The organism is Paenibacillus thermoaerophilus (assembly GCF_005938195.1).
Classification (GTDB): domain Bacteria; phylum Bacillota; class Bacilli; order Paenibacillales; family Reconciliibacillaceae; genus Paenibacillus_W; species Paenibacillus_W thermoaerophilus.
In genome coordinates, this window is the sequence record NZ_VCQZ01000004.1 from 16,980 (window position 1) to 33,830 (window position 16,851).

The window sequence follows — 16,851 nt, forward strand, 5'->3', positions numbered from 1 at the left end:
ACGTTCCAAGCACCAACAAACAAAATTTAGAGAAGGTAGAGATTCCTGAACTGGATATATCGAAACAAATGTTGATTACAGAGATACAGCAATTATACCGCAAAGAAAAACGGCTGTATCAGCATCTAATGGCTGAAAAGGATAAATTCTATAAGGCGGTTACTCATTCCGTTATTAAAATGATTGAAAGGTGATGAGCAAACATGGAAAAAACATCGCAAGCTTATATCAACTCGGTTCTTTGGCAGTCCTGCGACACGTTCAGGGGAAAAATTGATTCGAGCATTTACAAGGACTACGTGCTGGTCATGTTGTTCGTGAAATATCTTAGCGATACATACAAAGAAAAGCTTGAAGAGTACACCAAGCGATACAATGGAGATCAGGAACGGATTAAGCGGGCAATGTCCAGGGAACGGTTTATCCTTGATGAATACTCCACGTTTGACTACATCTACAGCAAACGGAACGATCCTGAAATCGGCGTGATCATCAACAAGCACCTTCCCCAGATGCGTCAATGAACAGAACATCTTTTCTCGTTCGGTTCTTCTTGAACACCATCACGCAAGCAGGAATGCCTGTTCCAAAGAACAAGTTTTCTGGCAACCCGATGACGGCATCTAACAAATTATGCTTAATGATTTCTTCCCGAATTTTCGCCTCGCTCGCTCCTCTAAACAGCACGCCATGAGGAAGGATGACCGCCGCACGGCCATTTTCCGGCAACGAATGAAGTATGTGCAGGACGAAGGCGTAATCTCCTTTGGATGCGGGCGGCACTCCCCAAGCAAATCGACCATGGGGATCCAGGCTTGCTTCCATTTTGAACTTCTCGTCGTTATTGCCTTCCCCCGCGAAACCCATCGCCCATTTGTCGAGCGAGAACGGAGGATTGGCGACGATCACCTGAAATTTCATCAGCTTGCCGTCTTCCAAATGAAGCGGATTAGCCAAGGTGTCGCCCCATTCGATCTTGGCATCGTCAATGCCATGCAGATACATGTTCATCAATGCCAGGGAGTGAGTCTGACCGTTTCGTTCCTGCCCATATACCGCCACTTTTCGGCTCGGCACTTGTCTGACCACCCGAATCAGAAGGGAGCCCGAACCGCAAGTGGGGTCGTAAATGCGATCGTTTTCCTGCGGTTTGACCAGCCTCGCCAGAAGCTCCGAAACCTCTGCGGGCGTAAAAAACTCGCCGCCCTTTTTGCCAGCATCGCTGGCAAACAAACTAATCATGTACCGATAGGCGTTCCCGATAATATCCTCATCCTCAAGCACCGAAGGACGCAAATCCAGCTTGGCGAAATCCTCCAGGAGCGTTTTCAGCATCGCATTTCTTTCTTTCGTTTTGCCCAGGATCGCTTCGGAGTTGAAATGGCGTGAAAGCCGGCCAAAATCTGTCTCGAAAGTAACCCGAATCATGTAGCCCATTCTAGCTGAGGGATTTTACACATAATTTTGGACTTGACCTAAGCATAAGGTCCCCAAATCCATGCCCCGAATGGTTCGTCAAGCGACCCCCGAAGTGGCCGAACGCGACTTGTCCGTCTATGAGCAGCTCCTGAATAAGGCGGTGACCGTGCAATTTCCTGCAGGAACGCCTCTAGGACGCTTTCCGGCAGTTCGGATGGAGCCGGATACCGGAAATCCTCCATACTCACGCTGAAGAAGCGGCCAAACACAATATATCGTATCTGGAGTTTTTGGACAAGCTGCTGCAGGAGGAACTTGCGGCCAAACGGGAACGGTTTATCCGGATGAAAACGCGAATGGCCCATCTGCCTTTCCATAAGACGTGGACCAATTCAATTTCGGATTCCAGCCGTCCATCGATGAACGCCGCATTCGGATCTGGCCACCCTGCGGTTTATCGAGCATCAGGAGAATTTGATCTTTCTGGGACCGCCTGGAGTCGGGAAAACCCATCTGGCCGTTGCCTTGGCGCTGGAGGCGATTAAGCAGCGGTACACCGTATATTTCATCACTGCCCATGACATGATCCAGACGCTACAACAGGCGCGCCAGAACCACACGATGAAACAGAAAATGAAGATCTTCACCAAGCCGAATCTGCTCATCATCGATGAGATCGGGTACCGGAAGCCATTCTGGGTAGTGAACTGGGTGAGGCGATTAAAAATGGGCAAATTCATCGACCTTCCGTTTGTCCGCTTTCGGATCGCCGCCGTCAAATACGGCGACAAAAATTTTTAACTGCTATGTAAAGATATGAAGTACTCGTAACATGATATAAATAAAAGCTGGCACCGATACTTAATCGGAGCCAGCTTAGAACTACTTATTTCAAAATTAAACAAAACGCCATGCATAACTGCCATCATATCTTACCAAGTGCAACGTAGTTAAAGTTGTGGTATACAATTCATAGCCAGCAACAATATAGGCAAAAGTTGCAGCACCTGTCCAATCCCATTCCATATTGTAGTTAGCTTTATTAGGTCCATAAACACTGCTAGCTTTAAATGTCCAGACAGCGCCATTAAAAACTGTGACCCAGGAGTATCCGTCTACCACTTTGCTATAATCGTAAGTCCAGCGGGTATGGAAATCCATTTGGTAGAGTACCCAACCTACAGCGTTCTTCGCACCTTGGGAAGATACGATTTCCTTTGTCTGTTGAACATAATCTGCGGCCGAAGCATTTGATGTGGTCAAAGCATTTTCTGATGAGCTACTTTCCGTGACAGGTACTTCCTTGATAGATGCAAACAACGTATAACCATTATCAAGTTTTACTTCTTTATACGGTTCTTCAGGCGTAACTTGCAGCTTGTCTTTATGTTTTTCAAATTCTTGATGAATTTTTTGTATTTCTTCTTTAGTGAGGGGCTTTTGGGCTTGAGATTCATCCTTATTTTGAGCCATGACGCTAGACGCACTTGTCAAAACAAGAACTAAGACTAACAAAATCGAAATTATTTTTTTTGCCATTATTGTATTAAGCCTCCTTTTTCATTAAAATATACAAAGATTAGAAAGGAAGGAGGTGGGAGAGTATGAAGGGAAGTATGCTAAAGTTTCTCCTATCCTTCGTAATCTTCATATTTGTATTTTTGTTCATATTTGGTCTCATTATGTTCCTGGGAAGACAGTAACCGGTTATCACTTCCAAATATTAGTATACTTAAAATTCAAAAAAAGTCTAGTATGCTACGAATAAATTAGTGCTAATTAACTATTTTTGGTAGTTAATGGTATTTGGGGATATGTCCTTCTACCCATCTTTTTTGTCATAGGCTTCGATCGTCGTAATCCATGCTGTTTTAATAATATTTGAGTGACGTCGTCAGTGTTGTAAAACATTAATTTAAGTTTCGGCCCAGAGCGGGATCATTAAACAAACAATAACAGTTGAACGAATCCCCACCGGCTATGTGCTGGGTAGTGTCCCGTCAAGTGGTGTAAAATTGATTTCGACTGCGTGAACCAGATTTACTTCTGCAAGAGTGTGTGGATACAAGGGGGAGTTGCTCCCCTTGGACGACTATGGCCATGGATTCAAGGCTGAAATAACGGCGTGCGACGGTCCATTCATCCTGCTGCTCGAATGGCACCGATCAGTCGGATGACGGATTCCTGATTCGGGAATATCCCTACCACATCCGAACGTCGGCGGATCTCCCGATTCAAACGCTCCAGCGGGTTGGTGGAATGAATTTGCCGCCAATGTTCCCTGGGAAAGGCCATATAGGCCAGCACGTCGCTTTCTGCCTGCTCCAATATATCCATGGCTTTCGGGAATTTACCACGAAGTCGCTGGGCGGCTTGTCGGAGTTGCATTACAGCCGCCTCTTGGCTCGGCTGCGCAAAAATCGTCCGGATGATCGACGATACCATCGATTGAGACGACTTCGGCACCTGGCTCAGGACATTGCGCATGAAGTGAACACGGCAACGCCAAGTGGCGCCCGCCAGAACCTGCTCGATCGCTCTGCGTAAGCCTTCGTGAGCATCACGAATCGCTAGTTGTACCCCTCGAAGTCCCCGAGCGACCAGTTTCCGTAGAAACTCAAGCCAAAACGAGCCGTCCTCGCTCATGCCGATCTCAAATCCAAGAACTTCCCGGTCACCGGTTTCCCGGATGCCGATGGCCACGACAAGCGCCATGCTGCGTACCCGATGTATTAATGCGGTTATTCGAATCTTCATACTCGAACCATCGCAGGAGGCAGCCTTATGAATTACTAAGAAGCGTTAAACCGATATATAGAAGCGACCAATTCGCATCACTTCGATAACGTCGAAAAACTTCTTGATGAACATGCCGTTTATTGGTTTTCGGATCAATCTTGTACGACCCTGGACGATATTCGGCGATACTTCGAACGGGCTTGGGATCTCATTCAAGACGAGGTGTACGAGGCGAAGGATGTACAGTGGATTGCGGCCGATCAACATACGGCTGTTTGTGTGTACACCTATCATTATCGGGGTTACCATCAGGGACGGTTCGTCTCGGGAAGCGGAAGAGCGACCAATGTGTTCGTCAAACGGAACGGTCAGTGGAAGTTAATCCATGAACATTTGAGCAGCCTCCGACATCCGATAGCCGGAGCCTGACAAAACCGGAAATACAATATATACTAAATATACCGGAATGAAGAATCGAACGCGGCCGTGCCGGGTTGCGAAGGCGGTTTTATTCTCTCCGCCCAAACTTCGCCAGAGGGGGCTGCTTATGGGGTTCATTTTTTGGCCAGAGCTAATTGTAACTGCTATGGTGGTCTTTTTGCTCTTATTCGGGGTGTATTACGTGATCCGCAAATGGATCGGCATGTCCCGCAGAATCGAAAAACTGGAACAAACCGTTTATAGAGATGATGAACGATAACGGGGCGAAGCCCATAAGGAGGGCAAATGCGAAGAAGGCGTTTATTTTGCGCGGCGACGGCGGGTACGCATCGGAACAAAGGAGAAATCCAATTCTTTAACCTTGCGCACGGAAATAAAGACATACTCCGTTATGCCCAAGCGAAGATCGAACTTCGCCGGTACAATGTAGCCGCGCAAATTTATCATAAACCAACACCTGCTTCTTCTCCGCTTGAGAAAAGCAGGTGTTTTTTTGTTTGGCCAAAACCCCGTATCCGTCGCATTAGTATCTTGCAAGTAACTACATCACTTGCAAGTGCGTACTTCCTTTTTCGAAAGAGTGGTCCTACAATGAACCTTGTCGCAGCGAGCCCCAAGATCGCAAGGCCGCAAAAACGAATAGAGGGAGGAATTATTTCATGGAACTGCAATTAGCGTTGGATCTTGTTAATATACCGGAAGCGAAAGAACTGGTAAAAGAAGTACAGGAATATGTGGATATCGTAGAGATCGGCACGCCGGTCATTATCAACGAAGGTCTGAGAGCCGTCAAGGAAATCAAGGAAGCATTCCCGCACCTAAAAGTGCTGGCGGACCTGAAGGTGATGGATGCGGCAGCCTATGAGGTTATGAAGGCTTCGGAAGCCGGCGCGGATATCGTGACCATACTCGGTGTGGCGGAAGACATGACGATCAAGGGCGCTGTGGAAGAAGCAAGAAAACAGAACAAGAAAATTCTCGTCGACATGATCGGTGTAAAAGATATCGAAGGACGGGCGAAGGAACTCGATGCATTCGGCGTCGATTACATCTGCGTGCATACCGGTTATGATCTCCAAGCCGTCGGCAAAAACTCCTTCGAAGATCTGGCTACCATCAAACGGGTCGTGAAAAATGCCAAAACCGCCGTTGCGGGCGGCATCAAACTGGAGACGCTGCCTGAAGTCATCCAAGCGCAACCGGATCTGGTTATTGTAGGCGGCGGCATCACCGGCCAAGCGGACAAAAAAGCCGTAGCCGCCGAAATGCACCGGTTGATCAAACAAGGGTAATGCCGTTATGCGGACGATTCAATATGTGGCCAAGGTGCTGGAAGAGCTGAATCGGACCGTGGACTTCATCGCGGGGGACGAAGCCGACAGGCTGGTGGATGCGATTCTGAAGTCCAAGAAAATCTTTACGGCCGGTGCAGGCCGGTCCGGTTTGATGGCTCGGGCCTTCGCCATGCGGCTCATGCAGATGGGATTCGAAGCATACGTCGTAGGCGAAACGGTCACCCCGAACCTCGAGAAAGAGGATCTTCTCATCATCGGGTCGGGTTCGGGAGAGACAAAAAGCTTGGCCCTCATGGCGGAGAAGGCGAAAAGCTTGGGCGCGGCGGTTGGCGTTGTCACGATCAATCCGGAGTCGACGATCGGAAGACTGTCCGATATTGTCGTCAAAATGCCCGGATCGCCCAAAGATAAGGCGGATGGAGATTACAAAACGATACAGCCGATGGCGTCGCTGTTTGAACAAACTCTATTATTGCTCTACGACGCCGTCATCTTGAAGCTAATGGAGAAAAAAGGTTTGGGATCGGGAGCGATGTTCGCAAGACACGCGAATCTGGAGTAGAGAAAACCCCGCTTAGTCCTCACTTCATGGAGTGGGGACTAAGTTTTTGTATCCGAGCCCAGGTGCAGAGAGGATGTGATGCCATCATGGATTCCATGACTTTGATTTTGTTCGGAGCGACCGGCGATTTGGCCAAACGCAAAATCTTCCCGGCCCTGTTCAACTTGTTTGTGGAGCAAAAGCTGCCGCGCCGCCTGTCGGTGATCGGGTTGGGACGGAAGCCGTATGCCGATTCCGAATTCCAAGCGCATGTCGAGCTTGCCGTACGCACCTTTTCAAGGCGCAGCCCGGAAGATCGTTTGATATTAGATGAGTTTCTGCGCAGCTTCCGTTACGCGGCTCTGAATGTGACGAACAAAGAGGGATATCGGGAGCTGCTTGCGCTTGTTCAGGCGAGGGAGCAGGAGCTGGGCATTTCGGAACAAAACCGGATGTTTTATTTGTCCGTCGCTCCTGAATTTTTCGGCGTCATTGCCGAAAACATCAAACAGAGCGGATTAGGCAGCGGAAGAGGCTGGAAGCGGCTGATCATCGAAAAGCCGTTCGGACACGACTTGGAATCGGCCAGAGCGTTAAACGATCAGCTTAGCCGCGCTTTTGACGAGGACGAGATTTACCGGATCGATCATTATCTGGGCAAGCCTATGGTGCAGAACCTGGACACGCTGGTCTCCGCCAACCCTTTTCTTAAAGCGCTGTGGAACAATCGATTTATTGCGAACGTACAAATTACGGCCAGCGAAACGGTTGGGGTTGAGGAGAGAGCCGCCTATTATGACGGGGCCGGAGCCATCCGCGACATGTTTCAAAACCACATGCTGCAACTGCTCATGATGACGGCCATGCCTACCGCCTCGCAAGACACGACGGGAAATATTCGCCGTCGGAAAAGCCAATTGCTGAAGTTGCTGCGGCCGATCTCGAAAGAGAATGCGGCGAATCATGTGATCCGGGGCCAGTACGAGGCTGGCACAATCCAAGATCAAGCTGTAGCGGCGTACCGGGAAGAACCCGGTGTCGATCCGGCTTCGACGACCGATACGTTTGTGGCAGCCCGTCTGTGGATTGACGATCCGGCGTGGGAGGGGGTTCCCTTCTACATCCGGACCGGCAAACGAATGAAGGAAAAGTCGACGCGGATCGTCGTGGAGTTTAAAAACCCGCTGCGGGAAGCGTCAGGGAACGCCGGCCGGGAATCCGTACCGAACCTGCTGATCGTTCAAATCAATCCGGATGAGAAAATGTCGCTGCAGTTAAACGGCAAGAACCCGCTTAGCGGACGTATGGAATCCGTCCATATGGATTTCGCGATGCCGACGCATCAGATGCCGGAAGCCTACGAGCTTTTGCTGTCGGATGCGATGAGAGGCGACGCGACGTTTTTCGCGAAGTGGGAGGAAGTGGAGCTCGCTTGGTTATGGATTCAGCCGGTGCTGGATGCGTTCGAAGAAAATCTCCTGCCTCTTCACCGTTACCCGGCAGGCTCCTACGGCCCGGATGCCGCGAGCGTCTTGTTGGAGGAGCAGGGATTTCATTGGTGGTTGGATGATGCTTCACGGGAGAAAGAACTGCTGGAGGTTGACATCGGATGAACATCGGTCTCGTCGGTTTAGGTAAAATGGGATTGAACCTGGCGCTCAATATGATCGATCATCGGCACCAAGTCACGGCGTACGATGTTAATGCGGATGCGGTCCGGCAGATCGAAGCGTACGGAGCCCGGGGCGTTACCAGTCTGAAGGAGCTCGTTCACGCTTTGGATACGCCGAGAGTCATCTGGATCATGGTCCCCCATTCCGTCGTCGATTCGGTGCTTGCGGAAATTACGCCGTTCTTGTCCAAAGGCGATATTGTCATCGAAGCGGGAAATTCGCATTATAAAGAATCGATCCGCAGGTACAAGGAGCTGAAGGAGACGGGGGTCCACTTCATGGATGCCGGCACCTCCGGTGGAATAGAAGGAGCCCGGCACGGAGCATGTTATATGGTAGGCGGAGATCCGGAAGCCTGGCGGGTGGTGGAGCCTCTATTCCGCGATACGGCTGTGGAGAACGGATATCTGTATGCGGGCCAAGCCGGCAGCGGCCATTATCTGAAAATGGTCCACAACGGCATCGAATACGGCATGATGGCGGCGATTGGCGAGGGATTCGAGCTGCTGGAGAAAAGCGGATTCGAATTCGACTACGAGCAAGTGGCCCGCGTATGGAATCACGGATCGGTCATTCGTTCGTGGCTGATGGAGCTGACGGAACGGGCTTTCGCCAAGGATGCGAAGCTGGACGGGGTTAAGGGCGTCATGCATTCGTCCGGCGAGGGGAAATGGACGGTCGAGGAAGCCTTGGAGCTTCAAACAGCGACACCGGTCATTGCCATGTCCTTATTGATGCGCTATCGCTCCTTGAGGCAAGACACGTTTACCGGCAAAGTCGTAGCGGCGTTGCGCGGGGAATTCGGCGGGCATGCTGTGGAGAAGGCGGCGGCTGCATCCGCTCCCCCCGCGGCAAAGTAAAAAAGTCCGGCTTCATCGAAACGCCTCTTCCATACTGTTTGCGCTATGGCAAGGTTAACGTATCCCGTGCGCGGGGTGCGTTAACCTTTCCTTACTTTTAGGATTGTATCTTCTTTATGCTTAGTTTATTATTTGATGCAAGTGTACAACATAAACCGTTGGGAATGGGTACAGAAGGAGGCCGAGCAATGGCGACCGATGTGAAGGAACGCATTAATCTGAAGGAAATTAATTGCGAAAAGGAATTAACCCTTGCCGTCATCGGGGGAAAGTGGAAATTAATCATCCTGTGGCATCTCGGCATGGAAGGAACGAAACGGTTCAGCGAGCTGAAAAAGCTGATTCCCCACATCACCCAAAAAATGTTGACGAACCAGCTTCGGGAACTGGAGGAGGACCAGTTGGTCTATCGGAAAGTGTATCCTGAAGTTCCGCCCCGGGTGGAATATTCGCTCGCGCCATACGGCGAGAGCTTAATGCCCGTGCTGAAAGCGATGTACGAATGGGGGAAAAATTACGGGGAAAACGTCATCTGGACGGATGGAAATCGTGAGTTCATGTGCAGATAAATAGGTGAAAAGCAGCTCCCCCTCAAGGAAAGCTGCTTTTGTTTTTGAAGCTTTGTGGCAGGAGCAAAGGTCCGCCCGGCTAACCTCCGCAAAACTTCGTCAAACTCTGCACCCTCTCTTATACTCGTTAGGGCTAAGGCCAACTTCTTGTTTGAACAGTTTCGAGAAATAGGAGTAGTTGGAATACCCCACTTTCTTGGCGATTTCGTATACGGACATCTGCGTGGTCCCCAATAAATGTTTGGCGGCCGCGATGCGGGCTTGAATGATATAAGTCCCTAATGAAACGCCGGTTTCCTTCTTGAATAACCTCGCCAGATAATCCGGGTTCAGGTATACGATTTCCGCCAAGTGGTTTCGGGTCAAATCCTCACCGCAATGCGTCAAGACATATTGCTTGATCTGCTCCACCACCGATTTGGGGTGTTCGGCGAAGTTCCGGTACTCCATGGCGGTGTTCACCAAATACTGAAGATATTCCTCCAGATCCTCGACGGAATTAAGCGAATGCGCCAATAATTGATCGTTTGTTCGGCCGGCATACAGTTTATGCGCTTGTATGCCTTTTGTTTTGAGGAAGGCATACACAAGCTGCACGATATCCAACCGGAACAAGCTGAGGACGGAGACGTTCAGCGTTTGATGTTTTACATGCTCCTTCAAATACCGGGACGTTTCGTTCAGAAAAGCGCCGGGTTGGTTTTGGATCAGCAGCTCTTCCAAACGTGACAAATCCGGCGGCACGTAGTCTGCTTTGGGTTGACGGTTGTAAGTTTCCGCGTAAAAAATTTGATTGCGGCATTTGACAATCTCTTCGTTCATGTCGAGCAACTGCTTGATGACGTGACTGATCGTTTCCAGTCTGCCGGATAAGGCGATATTGCAGCAGGCGTCGGCTTTGAGGTATTGGTTCGCTTTCGGGATAAAAGCGGAACAAAGCTCTCCGAGCGTCCGGGAGTCGGGGGAACCGTTCCATCTCAAGATGGCGAGCCAGTTGTACGGTTTGTATTCCAGAATCGTCTCGATGGAGAAACCGGGATCCTGAAACAGCTCGTACAGCACATTCAGCAGCGCGAAATCAAAAAGGCCTTTGTCGGCTTGGCCCAAGCTTCCGTTATACGGATAAATATGAATAAACAAAGGCTGAAAGTGATCGGTCATGGCATACGGGAGGTTTTGTTCCGCTGCGGCATGGGCGATATCGGCCGGCTTCATCGGGTAAGAGACGCTTCCGTTAACCAGTTTCCTCCAGAAGTGCTCGCGTATTTTCGCCTGGTTTTTTTGCCAGAAGTAGCCCTCCCGTATGGCTTTCTCTTTATGTTGCTGTTCTTTTGATCTGGCGACCGCCTTATGGATGATCAGCATCAGCTTGTCGAACTCGATCGGTTTAAGAAAATATTCGAAGCTCTGCAATTCGATGGCTTTCTGGGCGTAGTTGAAATCGGCGTAGTTGGTCAGGAAGATGGCTTGAATGTTGTAATTCTCCTCCCGAATCCACGCCAGGAGCTCCAATCCGCTTCCCTGCGGCATATCGATATCGGAAATCAGAATGTGAACCGGGTGATTCATGATGATGTCCCGCGCCTGCGCGACGTTGTTCGCCGTATACACCGCTTCGATCTGTAAGGACTTCCAGTCGATTTTCTTTTCCAGCGCGGTTACGACAAAGTAATCGTCATCGACAAGCAAGGCATTCATAGGCGGCCCTCCGTTTCGGTTGGATTCTTCGGGAGATCCGGAAGAGACAAGACGACGCAGGCTCCCCCGCCCTCTATATTGGAGAAGCAAACTTTGGCTTTCTTCTGATAGAGGTACTCCAGTCTTTGAAGCGTATTCGTTATGCCGATGCGCGAGCCGTTGGATGGATCCAGGGGTTGCCCGTTCATCAGATTCTCCAATACAGACGGAGGAAAGCCGGGCCCGGTATCGGCAATCCGTATAACCGTCATCTCTTCGTCCCCTTCAACCTGGCGGCTGACCACAAGCAAGACTTGCACCTCATGTTCCCGCGAGACCGCATATTTCATCGCATTTTCGATGAACGTCTGAAGAACGAGCGGCGGAATGAACACGCCAGCCGCTTGTTCCGCCTGCTCGATACGGTAATCGAAGGCATTCCGGTATCGCTGCTTCTGGATGTCGAGATACGTTCGCACATGCTCGATCTCGTCCTCCAGCCGGACAAAATCGCGACCGTTCTGAAAGATATAACGAAAGTATTTGGAGATCGACAGCGTCATGTGTTGGATTTCCGCGTACATCTGCATCTGGGCCATGCTGTAAATGGTCGTCAGGCAGTTTAGGAAAAAGTGGGGTTTGATCTGCAATTTCATATAATCCAACTGGATGTTCCGCTTCTCCAGCTCGCGTTCGTAGAGATCGATTTTAATCTTTTTGATTTGGTTGACCAGTTCGATAAACTGCCGGTTCGCCTTCTCCAATTCCATCATTTTGCTGCTGGCGAAATCGATCGGTTCGTCGCCGCTCGTTAAGAGGGCAAGGTTGTTGGAGAAGTTTTTGATCGGTTTCAACACCTTTTTCTGGAAATACAGCATAATCAAACACAAGTTGCCGGCGATCATCACGGCCAGAAGAACGACCAGCAGTTGGGCAATCATGATTTTTTCGAAGGCCCCGAATTGAATAACCATTCTCACGTAGAAAGACGCGTTGGAAAATTCCCGGTTTACAGCCGTCCCGATTTGCATGAGATTCGGAAGCGATGACTTGGATACCGGTTCGGTTAGACTCTCTCCGTTCTCATTCACCAGGGAGACATATCCGTTTCCCCCCAGGTTGATCTCGCGCAAGGGGCGAATGAGGTCGTCGGCTGAAATCAGGCAGATCATATAACTATCGTAATAAGGAACGATATTAATCATGTAGGAACGGCCGTTAAGGTCGATGGTCGTCCATTGGGAGTAAAATTTTTCGTAAATGATTTTTTCTTCCGCGTAATCGGTAATCTGTTTTTTTAAGGTTTGATATTCGGGATAAGACAAGTTCATGGGAGCGGAGTTGGACAGGAAATTCTGGTTACGCAAATAGATGAAGAAGTTATACTCTTTTCCGAAGCTTTTTTGAAGCTCGGAGAACCGTTTGTACAAGTTGCGGTGCGCTTTTAAAAATTCGGCATCATTGGCGTCCTCGGCGGTATTCATGGTCTCCACATCTTCGTCGTTGGCCAGCGTCCATCCCATAAAATGGTTTAAATAGGAGAAGTTATTGTTGATCCGGTCGATATACAGATCGGCCGCATCCTGCAAATACCGGGCGGACTGCTGCCGGACCAGGACGATGGAAGCGAAGCTGATGATCAAGTCCAGCAGCAAGGTGACGAAAGAAATGAGGAGCAGCATGTTCACGTAGTGTTTGATGGAGTGCATCTTGTTTTCCGCGCTTTTGGCCATATGCCCTTGCAGACTCCTTTTATGGCATCGACTTAGTGTCATTTAATTATAAAGCCGGCGGGCGGAAATACAAGACGGTTCAAGCTTCATGTGCGCGAAGATCCGGATAGTGCCAAGCAAGGTCCGGATCGTATCATGCGGCTTGCTGCTGACAGGGCTCCCGGCTTCGGTGGACGACAAAAACGGATCGCACATGTCCGGATCGTGACGGTCGGACGTCCAAATCGCAAGGAGGCGGGAACTTATAATAAAAATAGGCCAAAGACATACGGAATGTGCTGAAGGGGGAATCGGTTTGAGAAGCGGTCATTCCGGCATCGACCTGCAACGCGTGATGGGGAGGATCGGCAGGAACTGGGGCTTGTATGTGTTGCTGCTGCCGGCTGTGGTGCTGCTCTTTTGCTTTACCTACATACCCATGTACGGCGTGATGATCGCGTTTAAGGATTACAACCCCGTAATGGGCATATCGGGCAGCCCGTGGGTCGGCTTCAAGCACTTCGAAAGGTTTTTTCATTCGTATCAATTTGAATTAACCATCAAAAATACGCTGTTTATCAGCCTGTACAGCTTCGCTACGTTTCCGATTCCGATCGTCTTTGCGCTGTTCGTGAATCAGATGCGGCAAAACTGGTTCAGACGGTTCTTCCAGACCGTAACGTATATGCCGCATTTTATCTCCACCGTTGTTCTCGTCGGATTGATGCTGATTCTGCTTTCTCCGGGCAATGGATTAATCGGAAACCTGTATCGTTTGTTCGGAGCCGAAGCTCCCAACCTGATGGGCTCGGCCGGTTTGTTCAGCAGCGTGTACGTATGGTCCGACGTGTGGCAGCAGACCGGATGGAACAGCATTATTTTTCTCGCGGCGCTGTCGGCGGTTGATCCCAGTTTGTACGAGGCCGCGAAGGCGGACGGCGCGAGCCGATGGCAAAATATTTGGCATATCGACATCCCCATGCTGATGCCGACGGCCATTACGCTGCTGATATTGCGGGTCGGGGGGCTTTTGGGCGTCGGATTCGAGAAAGTGTATCTCATGCAGAACAACCTGAATATCACGGGCAGCGAGGTTATTTCCACCTATGTGTATAAAGTCGGCCTCTTGAGCGCCCAGTACAGTTTCTCTTCCGCGGTCAACCTGTTTAACACCGTCGTTAATTTCATCTTGCTGATCTTGGTCAACCGGATATCCAGAAGGTATAGCGAACAAAGTCTTTGGTAACAGGAGGAGGGGGAATGTGTCGAGAACGGGGATTGCGATAAAACCGGCCGCACAGAAGACGGCAAGCAGACGGTCTTCCGATTCCATCCTGGAAGTGCTGCTGTATATTTGGGCGGCCCTGGTGCTGTTGATCACCTTGTATCCGCTTTACTTTATCGTTATCGCCTCTTTCAGCGACCCATCCGCGGTGGGGAACGGGCAGGTGTGGTTTTATCCCAAAGGTTTTACGCTTGACGGTTACAAGGAATTGTTAAACCACTCCAATATCTGGATCGGTTACAAGAACACCATCCTGTATACAGCGGTCGGCACTCTGATCGGATTGGCCGTCAATCTTTCGGCGGCATACGCGTTATCGAGAAAGGACCTGTTCGGCCGCCGAGCCATTACGCTATTTTTTATCTTTACCATGTTTTTTAACGGCGGTCTGATTCCGACGTTTCTCACGATTCGCGACTTCGGCTTGTACGATACGTTTCTCGTGATGGTTCTGCCGTTTGCCGTCGGCGTCTTCGACATCATCGTGGCGCGGACTTTTTTCCAGAACAGCATCCCTCCCGATTTATGGGAGGCGGCGCAAATCGATGGCTGCGGAAACATCCGGTATTACGTTCAAGTCGTGTTGCCGCTGTCGAAAGCGATCATCTCGGTGCTGGCGCTGTGGATCGCCGTCGGTCATTGGAATTCTTATTTTAACGCGCTGATCTATTTGAAAGACAAGGAGCTTTATCCGCTGCAGCTCATTTTGCGCAATATTTTGATTACCAATCAGATGCAGTCGAGCATGGGGACCGGCGAAGCCGCGGAGATCGCCATGCGGCTGGCCAACATGCTGCGCTATTCGGTCATCATTGTGTCTACGCTTCCCATCATGTGCATCTATCCGTTTGTGCAAAAGTACTTTAACCAGGGGGTGATGATCGGCGCCGTGAAGCAATAAAGCCCAAACCGTTTGGATATGGAATGGAAGCCAAATTCATTTTAGGGGGTTATGGACATGGGGGTACAGGCAAGAACGGGAATGAAAAAGGTGCTGAGCGCTCTGCTCTCGATTTCTGCGCTGGGTTTTGTCCTTGCGGGCTGTAACGACAAGGAATCGGCCGATTCCAGTTCGGACATTCCTTTCAATAAAGAAGGCCTTCCGCTGGTGAACGAACCGATTACTTTAAACGTGTTGACGGTTCGCTGGGGCAACATGGGGGACAGCTTCACCCAAAACACTTGGCTACAGGAGCTGGAGAAAAACACCAATGTCAAAATCAACTGGCAGGTCATGTCCTCCAATGACTGGGGCGAGCAGAAGTCCGTCATGCTGGCAAGCGGGAAACTTCCGGATGTGATTATAGGGAACCTGGCTTTCGGGGATTCGGATATTATCAACAATTTAAGTTTTTTCCGCCCGCTGGACGAGTATATTGACGCCTATATGCCCAATCTGAAGGCGGCGATGGAAGAAACGCCGGTGATGAGGAAAATCAGCACGTTCCCGGACGGCAAAATTTATTCGTTGCCGGCTAGGCTGCCGTCGCGTCCGAAATCCGCGCAACAGCCCGTCATCAATAAGGCTTGGCTGGACAAGTTGAATCTGAAAGCTCCCACCAACCTGGAGGAACTTTATACGGTGCTTAAAGCTTTTAAAGAGCGGGACCCGAACGGAAACGGAAAGCCGGACGAAATTCCCATGAGCAATACGGGAGATATCGAGATGGGGCTGCTCAGCTCTTTCGGCATCACCAATCTGCGCAACAACAATATGATGATCAAAAACGGCAAGCCTGTCTATTTCCCTACTTCCGAGGAGTACAAGGAAGGCTTGAAGTGGGCGCATAAGTTGTACGCGGAGGGCTTGATCGATCCGGAATCCTTCACGCAGGACGGCACGATGTTAAGCGCGAAGCGGCAAAATCCGGACGCGCCGCTCATCGGATTCACGTATCAATGGACGCCCGACGCCGTGTTCGGCAAATGGAGCGATCAATACGAAACGATTGCGCCTATTGCCGGCCCGGACGGGAAACGTTATCAGGAGGGCGACCCGGACGGTTTAAGCTTCAGACGCAACGAAGTGCTGATTACCACCTTTAACAAATACCCGGAAGTGACGGCCCGCTGGATCGATCAGTTCTATACCGGCGAAGCCAGCATCCAGAATTTCTGGGGGGCCATCGGCACGTCCATCGCGAAGAACGACGACGGTACGTACTCGCTCATGGCCCCGCCTGCGGGCACAAGCGCGGATGCATGGTATTGGGATAAATCCCTTCGGGATTTCGGGCCCAAATATGTAAGTCCGGCCTTCGAGAAAAAGATCAAGCTGGACCCGACGACCGGTGACGGACTGAAATTGAAGCTCGATAATCTGGGGAAAGATGATGTGACTCAGCCGTTCCCGGAGGTTATGTATACGGTCGAAGAGTATCAGGTATTCCCGACCCTTACGGTGGATATTAACAGCTACATTGCCAGCACCCGCGCCCAATGGGTAACAAAAGGCGGTATTGACGAGAATTGGGACGCGTACGTAAAAAAACTGAACGATATGGGTCTTCAAAAGCTGATCAAGATTTATGAGAACGCGTATCAGCGTTACATGAACGTAAAATAAGGTTTCCCGGTTTCACCTGCCGCCCCGCAGGCCAGCGCCGCGGGGCGAGCTTGCTGGCGGGCGAATAAAAGCTC

At 50.2% G+C, this 16,851-nt stretch carries 15 protein-coding genes and 2 pseudogenes; 12 read left to right on the forward strand and 5 right to left on the reverse strand.

Annotated elements, in window-relative coordinates; genetic code table 11:
* Positions 1-203: 203 nt before the first annotated feature.
* Positions 204-524 (forward strand): type I restriction-modification system subunit M N-terminal domain-containing protein, encoded by a 321-nt coding sequence (locus tag FE781_RS04095; protein WP_138788345.1) that lies wholly within the window; start codon positions 204-206, stop codon positions 522-524.
* Here the strand turns inward: FE781_RS04095 and FE781_RS04100 are convergent.
* The gene (locus tag FE781_RS04100; protein WP_246068029.1) at positions 493-1,428 is read right to left on the reverse strand and encodes an HsdM family class I SAM-dependent methyltransferase; all 936 of its coding nucleotides are present in this window, start codon (positions 1,426-1,428) and stop codon (positions 493-495) included. The genes FE781_RS04095 and FE781_RS04100 overlap by 32 nt on opposite strands.
* Positions 1,429-1,709: 281 nt before the next feature.
* Here FE781_RS04100 and FE781_RS17965 point away from each other — a divergent pair, with 281 nt between their 5' ends.
* Together FE781_RS17965 and FE781_RS17970 are read left to right on the forward strand one after the other, a co-directional pair.
* Positions 1,710-1,964, forward strand: coding sequence for a hypothetical protein (locus FE781_RS17965; protein WP_281281870.1), 255 nt, complete (start codon positions 1,710-1,712; stop codon positions 1,962-1,964).
* Positions 1,894-2,220 carry an ATP-binding protein gene (locus FE781_RS17970; RefSeq protein ID WP_281281871.1) on the forward strand — a complete coding sequence of 109 codons (327 nt, stop codon included), beginning with the start codon at positions 1,894-1,896 and terminating at the stop codon, positions 2,218-2,220. The genes FE781_RS17965 and FE781_RS17970 overlap by 71 nt, the downstream gene beginning before the upstream one ends.
* Positions 2,221-2,316: 96 nt before the next feature.
* Here FE781_RS17970 and FE781_RS04110 read toward each other — a convergent pair whose 3' ends face one another.
* Positions 2,317-2,958, reverse strand: a complete 642-nt coding sequence (locus tag FE781_RS04110; RefSeq protein ID WP_138788346.1) for a hypothetical protein — start codon at positions 2,956-2,958, stop codon at positions 2,317-2,319.
* A 461-nt stretch (positions 2,959-3,419) separates the two neighbouring features.
* A pseudogene (locus FE781_RS04115) lies at positions 3,420-4,146 on the reverse strand (IS256 family transposase); the annotation flags it as partial.
* Positions 4,147-4,215: 69 nt separating this feature from the next.
* Here FE781_RS04115 and FE781_RS04120 point away from each other — a divergent pair.
* From FE781_RS04120 to FE781_RS04155, 6 genes and pseudogenes are all read left to right on the forward strand, one after another.
* Positions 4,216-4,587: pseudogene (locus FE781_RS04120) on the forward strand (YybH family protein); the annotation flags it as partial.
* 671 nt (positions 4,588-5,258) lie between these two features.
* Positions 5,259-5,891, forward strand: coding sequence for a 3-hexulose-6-phosphate synthase (gene hxlA / locus FE781_RS04135; protein ID WP_138788349.1), 633 nt, complete (start codon positions 5,259-5,261; stop codon positions 5,889-5,891).
* Between the two features lie 7 nt (positions 5,892-5,898).
* Positions 5,899-6,456, forward strand: coding sequence for a 6-phospho-3-hexuloisomerase (hxlB, locus tag FE781_RS04140; RefSeq protein WP_138788350.1), 558 nt, complete (start codon positions 5,899-5,901; stop codon positions 6,454-6,456).
* 86 nt (positions 6,457-6,542) lie between these two features.
* Positions 6,543-8,048, forward strand: coding sequence for a glucose-6-phosphate dehydrogenase (zwf, locus tag FE781_RS04145; protein ID WP_138788351.1), 1,506 nt, complete (start codon positions 6,543-6,545; stop codon positions 8,046-8,048).
* Positions 8,045-8,968: a phosphogluconate dehydrogenase (NAD(+)-dependent, decarboxylating) gene (gene gnd / locus FE781_RS04150; protein ID WP_138788352.1), complete on the forward strand. Its 924-nt coding sequence runs from the start codon at positions 8,045-8,047 to the stop codon at positions 8,966-8,968. Before zwf ends, gnd begins: the two co-directional genes overlap by 4 nt.
* A 188-nt stretch (positions 8,969-9,156) precedes the next feature.
* The gene (locus tag FE781_RS04155; RefSeq protein WP_138788353.1) at positions 9,157-9,537 is read left to right on the forward strand and encodes a winged helix-turn-helix transcriptional regulator; all 381 of its coding nucleotides are present in this window, start codon (positions 9,157-9,159) and stop codon (positions 9,535-9,537) included.
* Between the two features lie 99 nt (positions 9,538-9,636).
* Here the strand turns inward: FE781_RS04155 and FE781_RS04160 are convergent, their stop codons facing one another.
* The gene (locus tag FE781_RS04160; protein ID WP_138788354.1) at positions 9,637-11,235 is read right to left on the reverse strand and encodes a helix-turn-helix domain-containing protein; all 1,599 of its coding nucleotides are present in this window, start codon (positions 11,233-11,235) and stop codon (positions 9,637-9,639) included.
* Positions 11,232-12,947, reverse strand: coding sequence for a sensor histidine kinase (locus FE781_RS04165; RefSeq protein WP_138788355.1), 1,716 nt, complete (start codon positions 12,945-12,947; stop codon positions 11,232-11,234). Before FE781_RS04165 ends, FE781_RS04160 begins: the two co-directional genes overlap by 4 nt.
* A gap of 334 nt (positions 12,948-13,281) precedes the next feature.
* On the opposite strand from FE781_RS04165, the gene FE781_RS04170 reads away from it, so the two are divergent.
* The 3 genes from FE781_RS04170 to FE781_RS04180 are packed head-to-tail and all read left to right on the forward strand — an operon-like array spanning position 13,282 to position 16,777.
* The gene (locus tag FE781_RS04170) at positions 13,282-14,172 is read left to right on the forward strand and encodes an ABC transporter permease (protein WP_138788494.1); all 891 of its coding nucleotides are present in this window, start codon (positions 13,282-13,284) and stop codon (positions 14,170-14,172) included.
* A 16-nt stretch (positions 14,173-14,188) separates the two neighbouring features.
* Entirely contained in the window at positions 14,189-15,112 is a 924-nt protein-coding gene (locus FE781_RS04175) for a carbohydrate ABC transporter permease (RefSeq protein ID WP_246068031.1), read from the forward strand.
* 57 nt (positions 15,113-15,169) lie between these two features.
* Positions 15,170-16,777: an extracellular solute-binding protein gene (locus FE781_RS04180; RefSeq protein ID WP_138788356.1), complete on the forward strand. Its 1,608-nt coding sequence runs from the start codon at positions 15,170-15,172 to the stop codon at positions 16,775-16,777.
* Positions 16,778-16,851: the final 74 nt, after the last annotated feature.

Bases quoted from the DNA above. Each gene is read 5' to 3' on its own strand.
- hxlB (WP_138788350.1), top strand. From the start codon at position 5,899: ATGCGGACGATTCAATATGTGGCCAAGGTGCTGGAAGAGCTGAATCGG.
- FE781_RS04100 (WP_246068029.1), bottom strand. From the start codon at position 1,428: ATGATTCGGGTTACTTTCGAGACAGATTTTGGCCGGCTTTCACGCCAT.
- FE781_RS04160 (WP_138788354.1), bottom strand. From the start codon at position 11,235: ATGAATGCCTTGCTTGTCGATGACGATTACTTTGTCGTAACCGCGCTG.
- FE781_RS04095 (WP_138788345.1), top strand. From the start codon at position 204: ATGGAAAAAACATCGCAAGCTTATATCAACTCGGTTCTTTGGCAGTCC.
- zwf (WP_138788351.1), top strand. From the start codon at position 6,543: ATGGATTCCATGACTTTGATTTTGTTCGGAGCGACCGGCGATTTGGCC.
- FE781_RS04165 (WP_138788355.1), bottom strand. From the start codon at position 12,947: ATGGCCAAAAGCGCGGAAAACAAGATGCACTCCATCAAACACTACGTG.
- FE781_RS04180 (WP_138788356.1), top strand. From the start codon at position 15,170: ATGGGGGTACAGGCAAGAACGGGAATGAAAAAGGTGCTGAGCGCTCTG.
- FE781_RS04155 (WP_138788353.1), top strand. From the start codon at position 9,157: ATGGCGACCGATGTGAAGGAACGCATTAATCTGAAGGAAATTAATTGC.
- FE781_RS04110 (WP_138788346.1), bottom strand. From the start codon at position 2,958: ATGGCAAAAAAAATAATTTCGATTTTGTTAGTCTTAGTTCTTGTTTTG.
- FE781_RS04170 (WP_138788494.1), top strand. From the start codon at position 13,282: ATGGGGAGGATCGGCAGGAACTGGGGCTTGTATGTGTTGCTGCTGCCG.
- gnd (WP_138788352.1), top strand. From the start codon at position 8,045: ATGAACATCGGTCTCGTCGGTTTAGGTAAAATGGGATTGAACCTGGCG.
- hxlA (WP_138788349.1), top strand. From the start codon at position 5,259: ATGGAACTGCAATTAGCGTTGGATCTTGTTAATATACCGGAAGCGAAA.